Below are 19,589 nucleotides of genomic sequence, written 5' to 3'. Positions count from 1 at the left end.
CGCGCGCCCGCGTCGAAACCGACGCGACTCTCCCCTCGGACTTTCGCCAGGTCCTCGAACCGGGCGCGAGAGGCTTCGACGCGGTCGGTGGCGCTTCGCGCCCGACCGGCTCACCCAGCGGAATGGTTGAGCCGGGCCTCTCCACCGCTGGTTGAGCCGGGCCGCAAGCACCGGGCCGCAAGGAGCGAAGCGACGCGCGCCCGCGTCGAAACCGACGCGACTGTCCCCTCGGACCTCCGCCAGGTCTTTGCACAGGTCCTTGAACCGTGTGCAGGTGGGTGGTTTCGGCGCGGGCTGCGCCGCTTCGCGGCTTTGCCCGGCTCAACCCAAGTCGACACGCGCTGAGCCGCAGGCGGCTCGGCGCGGCTCAACCAGCGGAGTGGTAGAGCCGGGCCGCGAGGAGCGAAGCGACGCGCGCCCGCGTCTAGGCCTACTTCTTCTTGCCGGGCTTGGTCGGGGCGGGAGTCGGGGCCGGTTCCGTCGGGGCGGGTTCTGTCGGGGCGGGCTCGGTGGGTGCCGGCTCGGTCGGGGCCGGTTCCGTCGGCGGCGCGGGTTCCGTCGGGGCCGGTTCCGTCGGCGCGGGTTCGGTCGGCGCCGGTTCCGTCGGCGCCGGTTCCGTCGGGGTTGGCTCAGCGAGGGCGGCCACGGGCGGACTCCACCCGTCCGTGCGCACCCGGACGGAGCCGTAGGACGCCGAGCCGGAGCGGACCAGGAGGCCGATGCCGCCGTCGGCCAGCGCCGCGTTGTAGGCCCGCGATGCGATGAACGCGCCGTCGAGGACCAGCGACACCGACGCGCCCTTGAGCGTGACCATCATCGTGTAGTCGCGGCCGGCGACCAGCGTCCGGCTGACCGTCTGGTCCACGACCACGCGCCCGTGGATCACATGGCCGAACACGACAGCCTGCGCCACGATGTCGAGGACGATGAACTTGTACTCGGTGAGGCTGTAGAAGTCATAGACCAGACCCGCGATGCCGCCGGCAACGAGGCGCAGTGTCGTGGTGATCTCCAGGAAGGCGTTGGCCTCGATCGGGTCGCCGAGGTCGAGCAGCGTGACGGCGGGGGCGGCCGGGGAGGTTGCGGTGCCGGTGAGCGACCCGCCCGACGCGACCCACGTGCCCTGCTGCGTGTCGCCGGCCAGGCCGGCGCCGTCGTCGAACGACTCGGTGACATCCAGCGTGATCTGCGGCGGCAGGACCTGCACGGCGATGTTGTCGAACTTGCCCCGCGCCTGGTTGGACCCCACCCCCACGAACCCCTTGTTCAGGCCGACCGACTCACCGTCGATGATCCGCGGCGCGAAGGTGTGGGTGAACGCCACCGTCCCGCCGAGCAGCACCGTCACGGTGGTGCCGTTGATGGCAACGAGCATCGTGTACCAGGTGTTGAACTTCACGCCGCCCGAGATCGAGCTCTGCACGTCGACGATCCAGCCCGCCGCCGTGCGGCGGCCCATGACGAGCTTGTTGGTGGACTGATCGACGCCCGCGAACTTGAAGTCGGTGGGGCTGAAGTAGTCGAAGATGACGTAGGCGTTGGCCTTCCAGCCGCCCGTGGGCTTGGTGAGGTAGACCTGCGCGTGGATCTCGTAGTAGATCGGCAGGTACTGGTCGATGTAGTACACCGCGACGGCGTCGCCGCCGGTCGACGTGGCGGTCACGTTGAGCGTCCCGCCCTGGGCCGCGAACACGCCGGAGTCGGCGTAGAACGCCTGCGCCCCGGTGTTGAAGTCGGCGGAGCGGAGGACATCGCGCTTGCCGCCGGGCACGTTGCCGGGCTGCGGGTCGCGCGGGCCGCCGGTCTGGTCCTGCCAGAAGTCGTCCTTCTGCGTGACCAGGCCGATCTCGCCGTACGGCTCGCCGTTGCGGGCGGCGCTCATCTGCCCGGCCAACTGCGCGACGGTGAAGTCGGCGCCCTGCGCGGCCGAAAGCCTGTACAGGAACTCGAACAGGGCCGGGGGCACCTGGCGGCTGACCGTGCCGAGGCCGAACGGCGCGAACGGCACGAGGTAGCTGTTGAACTCGCCCACCCAGTCGATCAGGCGGTCGCCGCCGGTGTTGGCGATGAGCACGTCGAGCCCGGCGCCGCCGACCGCGCGGTCCTCGTAGCTGGCATGCGTGTCGGGCTGGTTGTTGAGGCCGCCGTTGGTGGTGAGCACGTCGTCGGCGTTCATGAGGTCGTTGCCCCAGCCGCCCCACAGGGTGTCGCGGCCGGTGCCGCCGACTAGCCAGTCGTTGCCGTGGTCGCCGAAGACCACGTCGTCGCCGTCGGACTGCACTGTGGACGTGGCGGTGCACGTGCCGTTGTTGGACACGGCCGAGCAACCGGTGACGGGTCGACCCTCGGTGTGGCTGAAGTTGAGGAACCACTCGCCGCCGCCCACCATGATCTTCACCATCGGGTTGTACTCGTCGTACAGCTCGAACATGCCGGTGGCGGTGTCGAAGCCCAGGAGCGTGCCATCGTTGAAGGGCCTGGTGAAGTCGCTGCGGACCCCGCCCACGCCGTAACCAGTGACAAGGGCCTCGGCGCCGGAGATGGCGTCGTCGCCGGAGCCGCCGTGGATGAAGTCGTCGTCCCAGCCGCCGAAGATGACGTCGTTGGCATGGAGGATCTCGTTGAGCGGGTCCGCCCAGTCGCCGTCGGCCGCGAACGGGGTCAGGTCGACGGTCTTGGTGAGCTTGCCAGCCGGGAACAGGATCGCGACCTGGACGCGGCCCGGCGTGGTGATCTCGACCTGCGCGTTCACCACCGTGACGCCGTTGAGCTGCTCGGTGGCGCCGTTGCGGCTGGTGAAGATCCGGCCGTCGTCGCCGAGGATGCCGTCGATGCCGGTGCCGCCGGAGATCCAGTCGTGGCCCCAGCCGCCGATGAGGTCGTCGTCGCCGGCGTCGCCGAAGATGACGTCGTCGCCGGCGCCGGCGTAGACGGTGTCGTCGCCGGACTCGCCGTGGATCTCGTCGGCGCCGTAGATGTCGGTGGTCAGCGCCGCAGGCAGGAAGTCCGGGCCGCCGGGGGTGTAGTCGAGCAGGTCGACGGCGCGCGGGACGAGCCGCTCGTTGGCGGGGCCGCCGTAGTTGTCGTAGGTGAACGTGCGGTAGGCGGTGCCGCCCGCGACGACGATCCGGTAGATGTTGCCGTTGTCGCCGACGATGGTGTCGGAGTCGCGGCCGTGGCCCAGCGTGTCGTCGTTGCGGCCGATGTCGGTGCCCGCGCCGCCGAAGATCAGGTCGGCCGCATCCGGACGGGCAGCCGGTGTGGTCAGCGAGAACAGGCTGGAGCTGCCGCCGATGATGTCGTCGCGGCCGAGGTTGCCGAAGATGGTGTCGGTGCCGCCGCCGCCCTCGATGTAGTCGTCGCCATCCGTGTCCGCGTTCTCCTGAGAGGGTGCCACCACGAGGTCGCCCGCGGTGTTGCGCCCGGCGCTCACCGTGAGGTCGATGGAGCCGTCGCCCTGGACGACGTCATTGCCGAGCTGGCCGAAGATGACGTCGTCGTGCGCGCCGCCGGCGAGGTAGTCGTCGCCGAAGCGGTCGGCTGCGGTGTCGTCGGCATGGTCGAGCAGCGTGATCCGGAAGTCGCTCCACGCGGTCGCGCCGGCCGGGTCGTTCTGCCAGGCGCCCGTGATCTGGGCGGCACCGTTGGTGGGGGCGCCGTCGGTGGAGTAGATCTGCGTGCCGGTCAGCACCCGGAACCGGGGGTTGGTGTGGTTGCCGAGGGTGGTGATGCGGTCGAGGGACACGTTGTCGCCGAAGATCAGGTCGCGGCCGTCGTTGCCGTCGATCCGGTCGTCCGCCGTGCCGCCAATGAGGATGTCCTCGCCGCCGAGGCCGCGGATGGTGTCGTTGCCGCCGAGGTGGTTGTCGCGGACGGTGATCAGCGTGCTCGGGCGGACGACGCCGTCGGTGAAGTCGTCCACGCCGCCGTTGCCGGACTGCGCCACCAGCACGCCGCCGCTGTGCCACTGCACCAGGCCGCGGTCGCCGAAGATCACGTCGGCGCCCTCGCCGCCGCGGAGGTCGTCGCTGCCGTAGCCGCCGAAGACGATGAGCGGCAGCGTGGAGCCGGTGCCGATGACGGTGTCGTCGTCGGTCACGCCGATCGGCAGGATGGCGCCGGAGGCGGGCATCACGAAGGTCTGGGTGGACTCGCGGGTCACCTCGACGACGACGTGCGCGGGCACCACGACGCCCTCGCTCGCGCGCTGGTTCGGAGTGGCGAACGTGAGCAGCGTCCCGACCTTCGTGATCTCGCTGGGATCCAGCAGGCGACCGTTGACCCAGACGCGGTAGCCCTCGACGTCGGAGTCGTTGACGAGGTCGAACGAGCCGCTGCTCTGGACGGTCCACGAGGCCAGGTGCAGGGTCACCACGACGGAGTCACCGGGCACCAGCGAGTCGAACAGGCCGATGAGGTCGAGGCGCGAGCTGACGCTGTAGCGGGCCGGATCAACTTCCTGGCCGTTGACGAACACGCTGAAGACCCGATCCTCGCCGATGTCCCGATCCTCCGTGGACTCGACGTGGTCATCCACCACGCCGTCGCCATCGTCGAGATCTGCGGCGAGATCGAGCAGGTTGTCGTTCTGGCCCTGCGTGTTGAGGACGAAGAAGCCGTCCTGGCCCGCGGTCAGGTTGACCGTCACGTGGTCGTTGCCGAGGCCGGTGTTGAGCCAGGTGGTGGTGCGCACACCCGCGCGCTCGTGGGTGCCGTCGATGACGATCCGGTCGGCGAACCCGGAGGTCCAGATCCGGATGCCGTCGGCGAAGGTGCCCGTGCTGGAGGCGCGCCAGGAGATGCCCGCCGGGGCCAGGCCGACGACGAAGATCTCGCCGTTGGCGGCAAGCGCCGCGTCGCGCGCCTGGGCGGCGGCGACTGCGTCGGTGATGAGGACCGGCGTGGCGACGGTGCCGTCGCCGGTGCCCGCGTCCTCGTCGCTCAGCAGCAGCGTGTGGCGGCCTGTGCCGAGGTCGAGGTTGAGGGTGCCGTCGATGTCGTCGAGGTGACCCGCCAGGAACTCGGGCTTCTCGGTGAGGCCGACGTCGGCGCGAGACGAGATGTAGACGCGGTCGTCGCCGCTGCCGAACGAGACGTTGGTGATGGGCAGCGTGCCGCGGATGTTCAGCACGTCGTCGCCGGAGCCGAGCTGCAGGTTCAGCGTCTCAAGCCCGAGGTAGCGGATGCCCGCGCGGGAATCGGCGTCGACGGCGGCCGCGCCGGCGCCGAGGGCCGTGAGCTGGATGGTGACCGGCAAGGTGGTGGACTCGTTGACCTCGCCGCGGAAGCCGATGAGGAACGTGCCTCCGACCTTCCAGACGTAGACGCTCAGCGCGCATGCGGTCTCGTCGTCCTCACCGCATCGACCCGCGAACCCGGCCTTCGGCGGGAACAGCAGCGTCTGGAGCGCCGCGCGGACCTGCTCGGCGGTGGCGGTGACGGCGAACGTCACCGCGCCGATGCCCTCGGCGACGCCGCCCACGACCTGCGACAGCATGATCGTGAACTGGGTGGCGCCGGCGAGCGGGGTGACCGAGTACAGGCGGTCGAGCGGGCGGCCCACCTCGTCGACGTCGGTGCGCGGGGTCATGTCGAGGCCGGTGACGGAGTCCTGGGTGAGCCAGCCGAGGTTGTGGTTGTCGTCGCCGAAGTCGCGCAGGGTGGCCACGTCGGTGCCGACGCCACCCTCGAGGACGAGCAGCGCGCGCAGCAGATCGAGCAGGCCGTCAGCGGTGCCGACGATGAACGTGTCATTGTCGGGCCGGCCGAGGCCGAGCGCATCGGGCCCGCCGATGACCCGCGTGTGCCCGTCGATGGTCAGGACGGTGACCGTGTCGCTGCCCAGCCCGGCGTTGATCGTCGTGGTGCCGGCGTGCGTGGTCTCGACGGTGAACGTGTCGTTGCCGTAGCCGAGCAGAATCTGCAGGTCCTCGAACAGCGCGTACTCGATGCCGGTGGGCGCCATGCCGAGGCCCGTGATCCGGGTGGAGGTCAGGGTGCCGGTCTCGTTGGCGGGGCTGTCCTCGTTGTGGACGATGAGGGTGTCGATCTGCGCGGACTCGATGGCCTCGGAGGTGGTGGCGGTGACGCCCAGCGGATGCCCGGAGGTCTCGCCGGGCATGGCGATGGGCAGGTACTCGTCGAGGTAGATGGCCTCGGGCGGGTCCTCGTCCTCGCCGCCGGAGACGAACAGCGGGCCCTGGATGAGGTGGGTGCGGCGCGCCGAGTCGGCGAACTCCTGCACCAGGCTGCCGTCGATCCGTCCGTCCTGGATGGCGCGGATGGTCACGGTCTGCGCCGTGCTCCAGTGCGCGGCGGTGAAGGTCAGCGTCAGCGAAGCGACCCACGCGGACCCGTTCCAGAACTCCACCTGCGGGAAGGTGTTGCAGCCGCCCGCGGCGTAGCCGCAGGTGCCGGTGGCGCTGAGGGTGCGGGTGACCAGCGCGGTGAGGACCACGTGGACGTCCGCCGTCGGCGCCTGGGTGAGGCGCACGGTGTACTGGCCGCTGGTGCCGAACTGGCCTGCGGCGGCGCCCTCGACGAGGCGGATGGGGCCGCCGACGGGGGCGATGACCACGGCGGGGGTGTCGCCGTCGTGCACGAGCACGGTGACCGGCGCGACCGCGATTCCGGCTGCGTTGACCGAGACGTCGGTGTAGCCGAGCACGACGAACGCGTTGCCGGCCACCGGAGCGGTGTTCCACTCCCCCTCGATCTCGATCATGGTGGCGGTGTTGTTCCAGATGCGCCGGATCTGCACGTCGCCGAAGCCGTCGGTGACCGCGACGAGGTGGCCCTTGAGGGCACCGGGCGTGAGCGGCGTGGAGACGGCGAACTCGGTGGGCAGCCCGCCCGGACCTGTGACGGTGCCGGAGATGGCGTCCGCAGTCGTGATGCGGGCGGTGATCCTGGCCACCTGCTGGCCCTCGACGGCGGAGTCGTCGACGGCGGAGACGTAGAGGGTCCGCGAGGTGGCGCCGTTGAACTGGATGGTCAGCGACTGGTGCCAGTCGGTCCCGTTGACGGACAGCAGCAGGCCGGTGGGCGCCGTGACGAGGACGCTGACGGTGCCCGCGGGGGCGCGGGTGAGGCTGACGGTGAAGGTGGCAGTGGTGCCGCCGCCGGTGCTCGGCTCGACCACGCTGACGCCGCCGTCGGGCACGACGACGTTGACCGCGGGGGCCTCGTCGTCGAGGACGCGGACGAACAGGGTGGCCACGAGCGCGCGCTCGTAGGTGCCGCCCGCCACGATGGCGTCGATGCCGTGCATCCGCTCACCCTCTGCAGCGAGGTCGGCCGCGGCGCGCACGGTGACGAGGCGCTGGGCGGTGTCGCCGGCGAGGAACGTGAGCGTGATGGAGGTCTCCCACGTGCTGCCGTTCCAGAACTCAAGGGCGGCCGCGCGGCTGCCGGAGAGCGGGTTGGCCGGCGGGCCGGTGAGCGTCACCGTCACGGTGGTGGTGGGAGCGAAGGTCAGTCGCACGGACACCTGGCCGGACGCTCCTCCCTCGAGGAGCACGAGCGAGCCGCCTACGGGGGCGAGCACGACGGTGGGCTCGTCGTCGTCCATGATCTCGGCGGCGATGCCGTCGACGGGCACGCCGTCCCAGGCGCCGACGGTGCTCTCGACGGAGTGGCGGGCGAGGCCGGTGTGGCCGAGCAGGTCGTTGGCCTGGACGAACGGCGCCTGGCCGCCCACCTCGACGCGGTCGGAGCCGAGGCCGCCGTAGATGTTGAGCTGGATGGCGGGGTTGGTGGAGAGCACGTGGAAGACGTCGTCGCCCTCCATCCCGTAGAGGGACACGTTCTCGACGTTGACGTAGCGGACCACGCGGCCTGCGCCGAAGACGCCGTCGGCGGTGATGACGTAGGTGTCGGGGGCCTCGGTGCCGATGACGATGACGATGTCGTTGCCGTCGCCGCCGTCGATGTTGACGGGCGCGTTGGCGGCGTACTCGATGTAGTCGCTGCCGGTGCCGGCGTTGAGGAGGGCCACCTGGGACTCGGCGATGAACGAGCGCACGATGAACGTGTCGTCGCCGGCCTCGCCGAACAGGTGGAGCGTGGCCACGTTGCGGAACACGTCGAACCGGTCGTTGCCCTCGCCGCCGTAGATGTAGGCGGTGTAGGAGACGCCGTTGGTGAGCCAGCCGCGGCTGGAGTCGAAGAAGGCGCCGGGGAAGTCGGGATCGGCCTCGGAGGTGGGCAGCGCGAAGTCACCGAAGCCCAGATGCTCCTGCACGCTGCCGGCGGCCGGGGCGGGGGCCGTGTAGGCGGTGTAGAGCTGGCCGAAGCGGAAGGCGTCGTCGCCGGTGCCGCCGAGCACGGTGACGATCGACGAGGTGTCGTCGAAGGCGAAGGTGTCGTTGCCCGCACGGCCGTCGAGGATCACGCCACCGGTGATGGTGGGCCCGTAGGTGACCACCTCGGCGTCCTGGAACAGCCCGGACGGCGCCTTGTCGGAGAGCTGGGCGATCATGCCGCGGCGCAGCAGGAAGGTGTCGTCGCCGGCCGATCCGCCCACGCCGAGCACGTTGGTGCCACCGTCGGTCACGTCGACGATGTCGATGCGGCTGTTGCCGACGCCGAACATCTCGACGACGTAGGTGTCGGAGTTCGCGCCGCCGTCGAGGGTGAGGCGCTGGCCGTCCATGGCGTTGGAGGCCGGGCCCGGGATCGGGTTGACCAGGAGCCAGTCGTTGCCGGCCTGGCCCTCGATGGTGGTGGTGCCGGACAGCGCCTCGACGTTGACGCGGTCGTCGCCGTCGGCCGCGTGGACCGCGGTGAGCCCGGTGTGCGTCGAGTCGATGTTGAGCACGTCGTCGCCAGAGCCGAGGATGAGGTCGAGGGTCTCGAAGAGCGTGTAGTCGACCCGCCCGTCGGTCATGGCGAGGACGTCGGTGGTGACGCCGGAGCCGGTGAGCGCGTAGCCGGGCACCGCGACGATGCTCAGGGTGCGGGCCCAGCCGGCGGCACCGGCGAGCGCCCCGGTCCACGCGACGGTCCAGCGCCCGCCGGCCTTGGTCACCAGGACATTCCCGACGCCCACGAGCACCTCGAGCAGCTGCTGCATGCGGGCGGCCGAGGTGTCGAAGGCGAGCTGGCCGGTGGTGCCGAGCCCGGAGACCGCGAGCGCGAATCGGCCATCGGTGGCGCCGAGCACAGTGACCACCTGGACGAGGCTGGGCTTGGGCGCGCCGCCGGTCATGCCGAGGCCGGAGACGCTGGTGCCGGTGACCACGCCGATGCGGTCGAGGACAGTGGCGGCGTCGTCGAGGTACAGGACGTCGGTGCCCGCACCGCCGGTGATGCTGAGCGGGGCAGCGATGCCGACGAGGGTGCCGCCGATGCCGGTGAGGGTCGAGGAGATCCGCACGGTGTCGTTCCCGGCGCCGGTGGCCACGGAGGTGACGCCGGAGATGCTGCGCACGATGACGGTGTCGGCGCCGTCGGTGGCCGCGGCCGGCGTGTTGACGGCGTGGGTGGTGAGCGCGGTGTTGCCGGCGTGAGTGCTGTGGATGGTGAAGGTGTCGGCACCGGAACCCGTGTCGATGGTGAGGAACTCGAACCCGCTGTAGGTGATGCCCACGCCCATGCCGAGGCCGGTGAGCCAGTCGAAGGTGAGCTCGCCGGTGTTGGCCGAGGCGTCGCCGGTGTCGTCGACGGCGAGCAGGTCGTTGCCGGTGATCGCGCCGGGACCGGTGCCGCCCACGACGGTGAGCTTGGCGGCGATGGCGTTGACGGTGCCGCCGGTGTTCGTCCAGACGGTGTCGGTGGTGCCGGTGTCCGCGGCGTTGGAGCCAACCGCGATGCGGTCGGTGTGCTCGCCGGTGGCGATGCGGGTCTCCACCTGGAGGGCGCGCACGGCGATCCGGTCGCCGCCGGTGAGCGTGTTGATCTCCACGAGCTCCACACCGGAGTGGGTGACGGTGCCGAGCAACGTCATGGCGCCTGCGGACGTGAAGGAGACGCGACGGATCCGGTTGGCGCCCGTGTCGGTGGGCGGGGAGGCGACGGTGTCGAGGATCAGGTCGTCGGGCGCGGTGCTGCCCTGGACGACGAGCTTGTCGCTGCCGGAGGTGTCGAGGACGTGGACGGCGATGCCGGTGGAGCGGGTGAGCTCGACGCGCACCAGGTCGTCGCCGGGGCCGGCGTCGAGGTAGGCGGTGCCGGTCCAGGGGTCCGCGGCGAGCGTCAGCCCGGCCACCATGACAGTGCCGTCGAAGTCGCCGACGAGCATGGTGGTGGCCCGGTTGCCGGTGGAGGTGAGGCGCGCGATGGCGAAGATGTCGAGCAGGTTCTCGGCGACGGAGCCGACGCCGAAGTTGAGCCCGACGGCCAACCCGACGACGAACAGGTTGTCGTAGAGGCCGAAGTCCACGCCCTCGAACGACTCCACCAGCGTGTTGGTGCCGCCGTCGTCGATGAAGGTGTCGCGGCCGAGGCCGCCGGTGGCGGTGTCGTCGCCCGCGCCGAGGTCGAGGATGTCGTCGTAGCGGGAGCCGATGATCCGGTCGGCGCCGTCGCCGCCGATGAGGGTGAGCGCGAGCTGGTCCGCGGTGGTGGCGGACGCGTCGATCGTGTCGGCGCCGCCGCGGCCGTTGATGAACAGTGCGTCGCCCTGGATGCGCACGCCGCCGGCGATCCGGACGGTGTAGCCGCCGGTGGGTCCGGCCCTGGTGACGGTGGTGCGGGTGGGCGAGGCGATGGTGGCGACGGTGAACGTGTCGGCGCCGGTGAGCGAGCCGAGGACGGTGACCACGTCGGTGCCGCCGGTGCCGAGCGCGATGTCGATGTCGGTGAGGCCGGAGCCGTTGCCGGTGATGTGGTCCAGCGTGATCCGGTCGGAGCCGGCGGCCGCGTCGACGACGAGCTTCTCGATGCCGGAGGAGTTCTTCGACGCCGATCCGAGGAGGTGGGTGAGCACGCCGGCGGACGGGTTGCTGACGGTGTAGTCGTCGCCGTCGCCGGTGAGGATCAGCTCGAGGGTGTCGGTGCCGCCGCCGCCGACCACGGGGGTGGCCTCGGGGCTGAGGAAGATGGCCGACGTGGCGCGGATCAGGTCGTCGCCGGAGCCGCCGTCGTACAGCGCCGCGGGGCCCTGGAGGGTGTCGTTGTCGCCCTCGCCGTACAGCTTGGCGTTGGCAGCGTTGCCGACGAGCAGGTCGTTGCCGGTGCCGCCGTAGAACCGCACGGTGCCGCTGCCGGTGTGCCGGATGGTGTCCGCGCCGCCGCCGCCATGCACCACCGCGGAGGCCGCGTTGGTGACGAGGATGGTGTCGTCGTTGTCGCCACCGCAGAGGATGCTCCCGGAGAAGGTGGCGGGGCTGGCCGGGCTGTAGGCGGTGCAGAGCGTCGAATCGGTGGCGACCGGGAGGGCGGCCGGGGAGCCCTCGAGGGTGATCCGGTCGTTGCCGGCGCCGCCGTCGAGCACCACGGGGATCTTGACGCTCGGGTCCACGGTCACCGTGTCGACGTTGCTGCCGAAGTAGCCGTAGATGCGCGCCACATGCTCATAGGTGTTGACGTGGCCGAACGCGGTGACCTTGATGGTGGCGCGACCGTTGCCGTCCAGCGGGCCGATCTGCTCGATCAGGACGGTTTCGTTCTCCACCGTGCCGGAGACGTTGCGGGCGGTGCGCTGCGGCAGGGCGCCGACGTTGAGGAACAGCTGCGTGTCCGTGGGCTCCCAGGCGCGCAGGTTGCGGTAGGTGCCGGAGGTGTTGGGGTCGTTCGCATAGTCGGTGCGGCCGTTGCTCGCCAGGTAGGGGATCACCGGGAACCGGACGGTGCCGATGGTGAAGGTGTCGCTGCGCGAGTACCAACTGCCCAGCACCTTGAACCGCACGGTGATCCGGAACTTCAGCGGCACGTCGCCGTTGATGTCCGCGTCGCGGGAGTCGGCGGAGACCGACAGCGCCAGGCCCACGCCGAGGCTGATCTCGAACAGCTTGAAGTCGAAGTACACCTCGACGCTCGCGGAGCCGCCGATGAACAGCGTGTAGTACGTGATGCCCCACGCGTCGGTGTTCTTGAGGAACGAGACCTCCAGGCTGAAGCTGCCGCGGATGCCCATGAAGCTGCCGCCGAGCTGCATCCGGCCCGACAGCTTGAGGCTGAAGCTGCCGTCGGAGCTCAAGAAGATGTCGCCGCTGAGGTTGAAGCCGAAGAAGCTGAGGCTGGCGTACGCGTCCAGGTACCAGTCGCCCTCGGTGAAGCCGCTGGCGTTCGGGTTGGCCTTGCCCACCTCGATGGTGAAGCCGGCGTTGAAGCTGAACAGCTTCAGCAGCGTGACGGAGCCGGTGAGCTGCAGCTTGAAGCCGCGGTCCACGCCCTCGCGCACCTCGGGGGTGGTGTTGAGCGAGAGCAGACCGGTGGCGCTGAGGCTGAACACGAACGCGTCGGCGGACACGCTGACGCTCACGCGCATGACCAGGCCGTCGTCGTAGATCCCGGCCACGCCGTCGGCCATGAACTTCAGGCCGGCCAGGTCGAAGGAGACGCCGAACTTCATGACGAACGCACCGCCGCCGATGCGGATCTCGGCGTAGCCGCTGCCCTTGGCGAAGCCGAGGAAGCTGATCGAGCCGTCGATGCGCAGCTTGAAGCCGGGCGTCACCGTGGTGGAGCCGAGCACGGCGTTGGCGCCGGTGGTGTTGAGCTCGAGCAGCGCGGAGGCGTTGAAGCTGAGGCCGATGTCGCCGCCGAAGTTGGCGTCCAGGCCGATGTCGATCCGGGCCACCAGGCCGGCGCTGGTGATGGAGAAGCCGGAGTCGACGATGGTGACCTCGCCGAAGGGATCCAGCGCGGCGCGGCCGTTGACCACCAGCGTGATGCCGTCAGCACCGATGGAGAGCACCACATGGCCGAAGATGTCCAGCACGTTGCTGACCACCAGCGAGCCGTACATCTCCAGCCGGAAGCCCGCGACGACGTTGATCGGGGCGTTCTCGACGATGAGCCGGTTCTGGCCGTCGCGCGCGAAGCCGCCGAATACCTGACGCTCGTTGGAGGTATCCTCGAACACCTTGGCCATGTTGACCTTATAGGTCTGGACGGTCTTGACGCTGGCGAACGTGTTGATCTCGAGCAGGAACTGGCCGTTGAGGCTGACGCCCGGGATGGAGTTGGCGCCGAGAGTGAGCTGCACGCGGCCGACGACGCCCGTCTGGGCGCCCACGTAGACCGCGAGGTTGAGGCTGCCGGTGAGCGCGCCGAGGAACGGGATGGTGGTGCCGACGATGCCGTTGACCTGCAGGAACGCGGTGCCGCCCACGTCCACGCCGGCTGTGATGCTGAGCATGCCGGTGAGCGTGAACGCGCCGCCGATGGTCAGCTCGGCCTCGATCACCGCGGTGATGTAGATGGCGGGCAGCGCGCCGGGGATCGGGGAGCCGTCGATGCCGGGTGCCGAGGCGGGGATGACGAACGTGGGCGACTGGCCGGGCAGCAGCAGCGGCAGGAACGCCGTCGGCACGGTGAAGGACTGCTCGACCAGCGTGGTGTTGAAGATCACCGAGACCGAACCGGTGGCGGAGAACAGGGAGCCGATGTTCGGCAGGCCGATGCCGACGCCGGTGGACACGCGGATGCTGCCCGCCACGCCCGGGATGGCGCCGCCGGTGGTCTCGGTGGAGATCATCAGCACGCCGGTGACCGAGCCGTACTCGAGGCGCGCGGAGCCGGAGCCGAAGGACAGGGTGCCGGTGAGGAACAGGTCCATCGACGGCGTGGGCGGGTTCATGGAGATGTTGAGGTACAGGCCGCCCTGGACCCGCATGAGCTCGGTGCCTCCGGGCGCGACGACTGCCTGGCCGACGATCTGGAAGCCGAAGCTGAAGGGCTGCAGCACGAAGGTGTCGGTCAGGTCGGTGCCGCCGGGGCCCACGCCCTTGAGGGTCAGGGTCTCGGTCTTGACCTCGTTGGTGAGGTTGATCCGCAGCTGGGCGGAGCCGCTCAGGTAGAGGCCGTACTCCTCGAGGGCCTCGAAGTTGGTCTCGATGGACGCCACGCCCCACAGCTGCGGCACGGGGTACATCGGGTTGGTGTTCTCGTCGCCCATGACCAGCACGAAGCGGCCGGCGGTGGCGCCGATGGTCCCCAGGCCGTAAACCTGGATCTGGCCCTGGAAGGTGAGGATGAACGCGGTGCGCGCGAAGTCGATCTCGAGGACCACCTCGGCGGTGATATGCAGCAGCGGCTCGGGGAGGAAGTCGCCGGCGCTCAGCATGATGCCGCCGGAGAGCTCGATGTAGAACGAGGTGCCCTGCACGATGACGCGCACGGCCTGGGTGCCGGCCGCGGAGAGGTTGCCCGCGGTGTCGGCCCAACCGCCGGCGGCGAAGGTGACGGTGAGGGTGCCGGCGGTGAGCTGCCCGCCGGAGGGGAACGTGTAGCCGTAGAACGCGATGCCGCTGCCGTTGGCGCCGTCAGCCACGAACCGGACGTGGTTCCAGGTGAGGCTCTCGGCGCCGGCTCCGGTGAGGGCGAGGTCGTTGGAGCCGAGGGTGCCGGTGTTGACGGAGGACCCGAAGGTGGGGGTGAGCCGGACGGCCAGCCAGGTGCGCTGCTTGATGACGGTCTCGGTGAGCGTCTCGGCACCGGGCAGGCCGTGGGTGGCGGCGACGAAGAGCGTGCCGTTGGCGCTCTGCCAGCTGCCGTCGAGGAAGGCGATCGTCAGCGTGCCGGAGGTGTAGCCGGAGAAGTAGTAGCGGTAGACGTTGCCGCTGACCAGCACGCCGGAGCCGATGACGACGAGCTCGCCCACGCCGTCGCTGAGGGTGAACTCGGCGCCCGCGTCGGTGATGGAGGTGCGGTCGAGCAGCAGCCCGGCGGCGCCGAAGTCGGCGAACGTGATGTCGATCCAGCCGCGACCCGTGAACTCCTTGGCGTCGACGACGGAGCCGGCGCCCGGGTTGGTGATCGACGAGGTGGGCGAGGTGACGTACAGGGTCTCGGTCTCGGCGGCGTTGAGGTTGCCGCCCAGGTCCGCGAAGCGGCCGGCGAGGAACGTGATGGTGTAGGTGCCGGCGGCCAGGGTCGCGGTGAAGCTGAAGCGGTAGATGTCGGAGGTGCCCACCCGGACGGGGGCGCCGAGGGCGATCAGGGTGCCGTCGGGGCCGCGGAACTCGATCTCTCCGCCGCCGATGGTGGTGTGGTCGATGCCGAAGCCCGAGGTGCCGGTGAAGCGGATCTCGAGGTACTTGAGCTGGTTGAGGAGGTCGCGGCCGACGGTGGCGCCGGACAGGGGAACGATGGCCTCGCCGGTCTCGTCGAGCGGGGTCCCGGGATCGTCGGCGACGGGGACGGTGAGGACCACGTCGGCGGTGGCGCCGACGACCGTGAAGGTCTGGGCGAGCAGCGTCCCTGCCGGCGGAGGTCCACGCCCGGAGGTGTCGGTGACGTTGTGCAGGTCGAACGTGATCACCACCGCGCCGGCCACGAAGGATCCGGAGAGCAGGTAGCGCCAGGTGGTGCCCCCCATGAACACAGCCTGGAGGATCTGGATGCCCGAGCCTGTGCCGGCGCCGCTGAGCGTGAACTCGTCGAGGTCGATCGAGCCGGAGTTGATGCCGAACGGGAGCTGCCCGGGTGAGGTGTCGGGGTTGACCGGCGGGATGTAGGTGACGTCGAGGTAGCTCTGCGTCCGGCTGGCGACGACGGCGGTGCCGGGGCCGGCGCCGAACGTGACGCCCACCTCGACGCCCGGCTCGGTGCCGACGCCGGGCTCACCGGTGTAGGTGGTGCCGGTGGAGGTGAGCAGGGTCCAGTCGCCGGTGGCGGTGACCACGACGGTGTCGCCGGCCACGATCGCGGTGGCGAACGTGTAGCGCACCCAGGTGACGCCGTCGACGGTGGCGAGGATCTGGAAGCCGGTGATGGTGACCGCGACGCCGTTGATCGTGAGCGTGATGTCGTCGGTGCCGATGCTGGCGGGGTCGATGGTGAGGCCGGTGGGGGCGCTGAGCGGCACGTCGACGAATGTGCGCGCGGGGGCGGTGAACGTGCTGGTGGGCAGGTCACCGGTGCCGGTGGCCAGCAGCGGCAGGCTGAAGGCGCCGAGCTGAACGGTGGTGGAGCCGGCGGCGTCGGCGGTGTCGCGGAAGACGTGCACCGGGATCTCGAGCGTGGTGGCGCCCACGGTGATGGAACGGCTCGGATCGACGATGACGGTCCACCCGGCCCCGGCGGTGAAGGTCAGGCCGCTGAGGAAGGCGGCGCTCTCGACGGCGGCCTCGTCCAGGCTGTACCCGGCCGGGATCGACGGCAGGGTCACGGTCAGTGTCGTGGTGACGCTGCCCACGTTGATGGCCAGGTTCACCCCGGAGGTGGTGGTGAGCGCACCCACCGCGAGGCGGTAGGACCAGCTGCCCGCGATCGCGGTGAGGGTCACCAGGAGGCCCGCCTCGTACTGGCCGGTGAGCCAGTAGCGGAACCGCAGCACCGTGGACGGCACCCCGGAGGTGAGCTGGACGGGCGCGCGGGTGGCGTCGAGCTGGATGGAGCCCAGGCCCTCGCCGTAGAGCTCGAACTCGGCCGCCAGGTCGAGGATCGAGGCGATGTCGAGCGTCACGCCGGAGGCGGTGGGGAGGGTGAAGTCGACGTCGATGAAGGACCGCGGGGTGATGGTGACCACGCCGGTCTGGGTGCCGGCCGAGACGGCGCCGATGAAGCCGAGAGGGGCCGCGGTGAGGTTGGCGGTGACGGTCTGCGGGGTGTCGGTGGAGCCCGTGACCAGTACCGGGATCCGGAACTCGCCCGGGGCGCCGGTGGCGGTGATCGGGGAGGTGGTGTCGATCACGACGGTCCAGGCGCCGGCGCTGAAGGTGAGGCCGCTCAGCCGCCTGATCACCGAGTCGGGGTCGACGGTGAAGCCGGCCGGGATGCCGTACTGGCCGCCGGTCGGGAACACGACGGCGACGCTGCCCGCGCCGCGCTCGGTGGGCGCGTCGGTGACCACGAGCGGTGCGGTGACGCTGAGCAGGTAGGACCAGGAGCCGGCGAGGAACGTGACGGTCACCGCGCCACTGGCCGCGAACCGGCCGGTCAGCCAGTAGCGGTAGGTCATGGTGGTGGAGGTGCTGGTCACGAGCGAGGGGGCGAGCGCGCCCTCGAGCTGCACGGTGCCGAGGCCCGCGCCGCCGAGGGAGAACTCGGCCGCAAGGTCCGTGATGGAGGCCGGATCGATGGAGTAGAAGGTGGGCTTGGTGAAGGTGACGTCGATCCAGCCGCGGCCGTTGAGCACGTTGATGTCGATGGAGGCGCCGGGCGTGGGGTTGGAGACCGTGGCGGTGGTGCCGACCACCGTGAAGGTCAGCGCGGTGGGCGCGTTGCCGGCGCCTGGAGTGGTGCCGGCGTCGGTGGTGACGGAGGCGTTCTTCACCGCGTCGGCGGCGAAGGTCAGCGTCCAGGTGCCCATGGCGAGGTCCGCGGCGCCGATGTCGTAGCGGAACCTGGTGATGCCCAGGGCGCGGAGCGCGGCGAGCTTGAGCTGATCGTCGGTCATCCCGTCGGTCTTCGGGAGGACGTCGACGCGGGTGCCGCCCCTCATGTAGTACGCGCCGGTGGCGTCGACCAGCATGGTGATGGCGAGGAACTCGATGCCGGTCTCGGTGGTGATCGCGAGGATCGGCACGGGCGCGCCGACGGTGCGGGCGGCGCCGGGGCCGGTGAGGGTGAACTCGCCGGTGGCCCCGAGGATGGTGGTGAGGTCCAGGCTTGCACCCGGCGGCGGGGTGTAGACCACGTCGACGTACTTGGTGCCGGTCTGGTTGATGACGGTGGACTGCACGGTTCCGCCGGACGAGCTGGGGGCGCCGAGGGTGACGGTGGGCGCGGTGGCGGTGGCCGCCGGATCTGGCAGGTCGGCCACGTCGAAGGTGACCTCCTGGCCGGAGGAGTTCTTGAAGCCCATCTTGAGCTTGCCGTAGAGGGTGAGCAGGCGCACCTGGTCCGGGATGTCGGCCAGGAACAGGATGGTGACGTTGCCGGTGGCCACCTTCGACAGGTCTGCGTACAGGCGGCCGCTGATGGAGATGTTGTCCGCGGCGAAGTTGAGCTTGCCGATGATGAGGATCTTGCCGTCGGTGGAGATCTTGACGATCACCTGGCCGTTGAACACGGCCTGCGAGGTGTAGATCGAGAAGATCTTGGCCGAGCCGGTGATCACCATCGGGGAGGTGAACGCGGCCGCGAAGCCACTCTTGCCGGGGTCCGCCGCGATGGCCTTGACCTGGTTGGCCACCTGCGTCTGAAGCTGGGCCAGCCACTGGTCTGCCGTCAGAGTGGTGGGCAGCTGGAAGGCCGACGAGCGCAGCGCGAAGGGGTCATCGATCGTCGGGAGGGTGGTGAAGAACTCGACGCCGCCGAAGAAGTCGTTGATGGACAGGCCGGAGTTGGGCTCGAGCAGGATGCCGCCCGGCACGTTGGCGGACAGGAAGACCTGGAGCGGGCCGAGTTCGGAGAGACCGAGGCGGATGCCGAAGCCGGCGAGCCCGGCGATGGAGATGGTGCCCTCGAGGCCGAAGTAGAAGACGCGCCTTTCCACCGGGGTCGTCGTGTCGAACACGCCGATGATGTCGTAGGCCGAGTCGAGCTTGAGGATGCCGCCCACGAGGCTGGCGGACACCTCGCCGCCGAACATCTTGCCCTTGACGCTGACGCCCAGGGCGTCGAGGCCGATGATCGGGAACTTGCCCTCGGCCAGCAGCGACGGCTGGATCCGGATCCCCTGGATGGAGCCGGTGATCTGCAGGCCCTGGAGGCCCTGGATGCCGGTGACGCTGGCGGACAGGATGAGCACGAAGTCCTCGGGCGCGTTCTCCACGTCGTCCCACTGGATGCCGATGGCGTCGATGCGCACGGGCAGGAAGGAGGGCCACTTGAAGCTGTCGCCGGTGGCGGAGCCGATGGACAGGAATACGCCGAACCCGGGCAGGGCCTTGAAGGAGCCGTCGCCGGTGATGGCGAAGTTGCGGCCCTCGCCGGCCAGGACCAGCGAGCCGATGGTCACCTTGGCGCCGACGGCGCCGAAGCTGGCCATGAGGGCCGACCCGGTTGCGCCGGTGTCGAGGCGGAAGTCGCGCGCGGTGAGGGTGACGAAGGTGCCGAGGCGGATCTCCAGGGTGTCGACGGTGAGCTGGAAGGCCTGGACCTTGCCGCCGGCGAACGTCAGGGCGATGCGGAAGGCCTCGTCGTCCATGGTGCCGTCGGGCCGCTTGTCGTCCGCGGTGACGCGGTCGCTCAGCGTGGCGCCGAAGGACTTCCCGGGGAACAGCTTCGCGCCGCCGGTGGCGATGTAGATCTGGCCGGTGAAGCCCGCGAGGCCGCCGGGGGTGGGGAGTCCGGCCACGGGGAAGCGGACGTCGAGACCGGAGATGCCGATGCGGATGTCGTCGAGTTCGAGGATGCTGCCGAGCGTGATCTTCTTGTCGGCGGCGGTGGCGGTGATGGCGTTGCCGGGGTCGACGGGGCCGGCGGTGGGCGGCAGGCCGTAGGCCAGCTCGGCGGTGCCGAGCCGGAAGCCGTTGCCGTAGATAGTGAGGCCCGGGATCTGGCCGGTGCTGAGCGCCTGGTCGTTGTTGCGCGTG

Annotated in this window: 1 protein-coding gene (running past one end of the window); it reads right to left on the bottom strand. The window is 70.2% G+C overall.

Annotated features, from left to right (window positions below; genetic code table 11):
• Nucleotides 1-430: 430 nt before the first annotated feature.
• Nucleotides 431-19,589: the 3' portion of a hypothetical protein gene (locus ACZK5D_RS15290; RefSeq protein WP_463665899.1), read on the bottom strand. Its footprint extends 17,834 nt past the window's final position; the window shows 19,159 of its 36,993 coding nt (coding positions 17,835-36,993); the start codon falls outside the window, past its right edge — the gene reads right to left on this strand; the stop codon is at nt 431-433.

The sequence above is a fragment of the Tessaracoccus yangjingae genome, from assembly GCF_055326235.1.
Note: the sequence above shows the minus strand (reverse complement) of the source record. Positions and strands in the feature narration are given on the sequence as shown.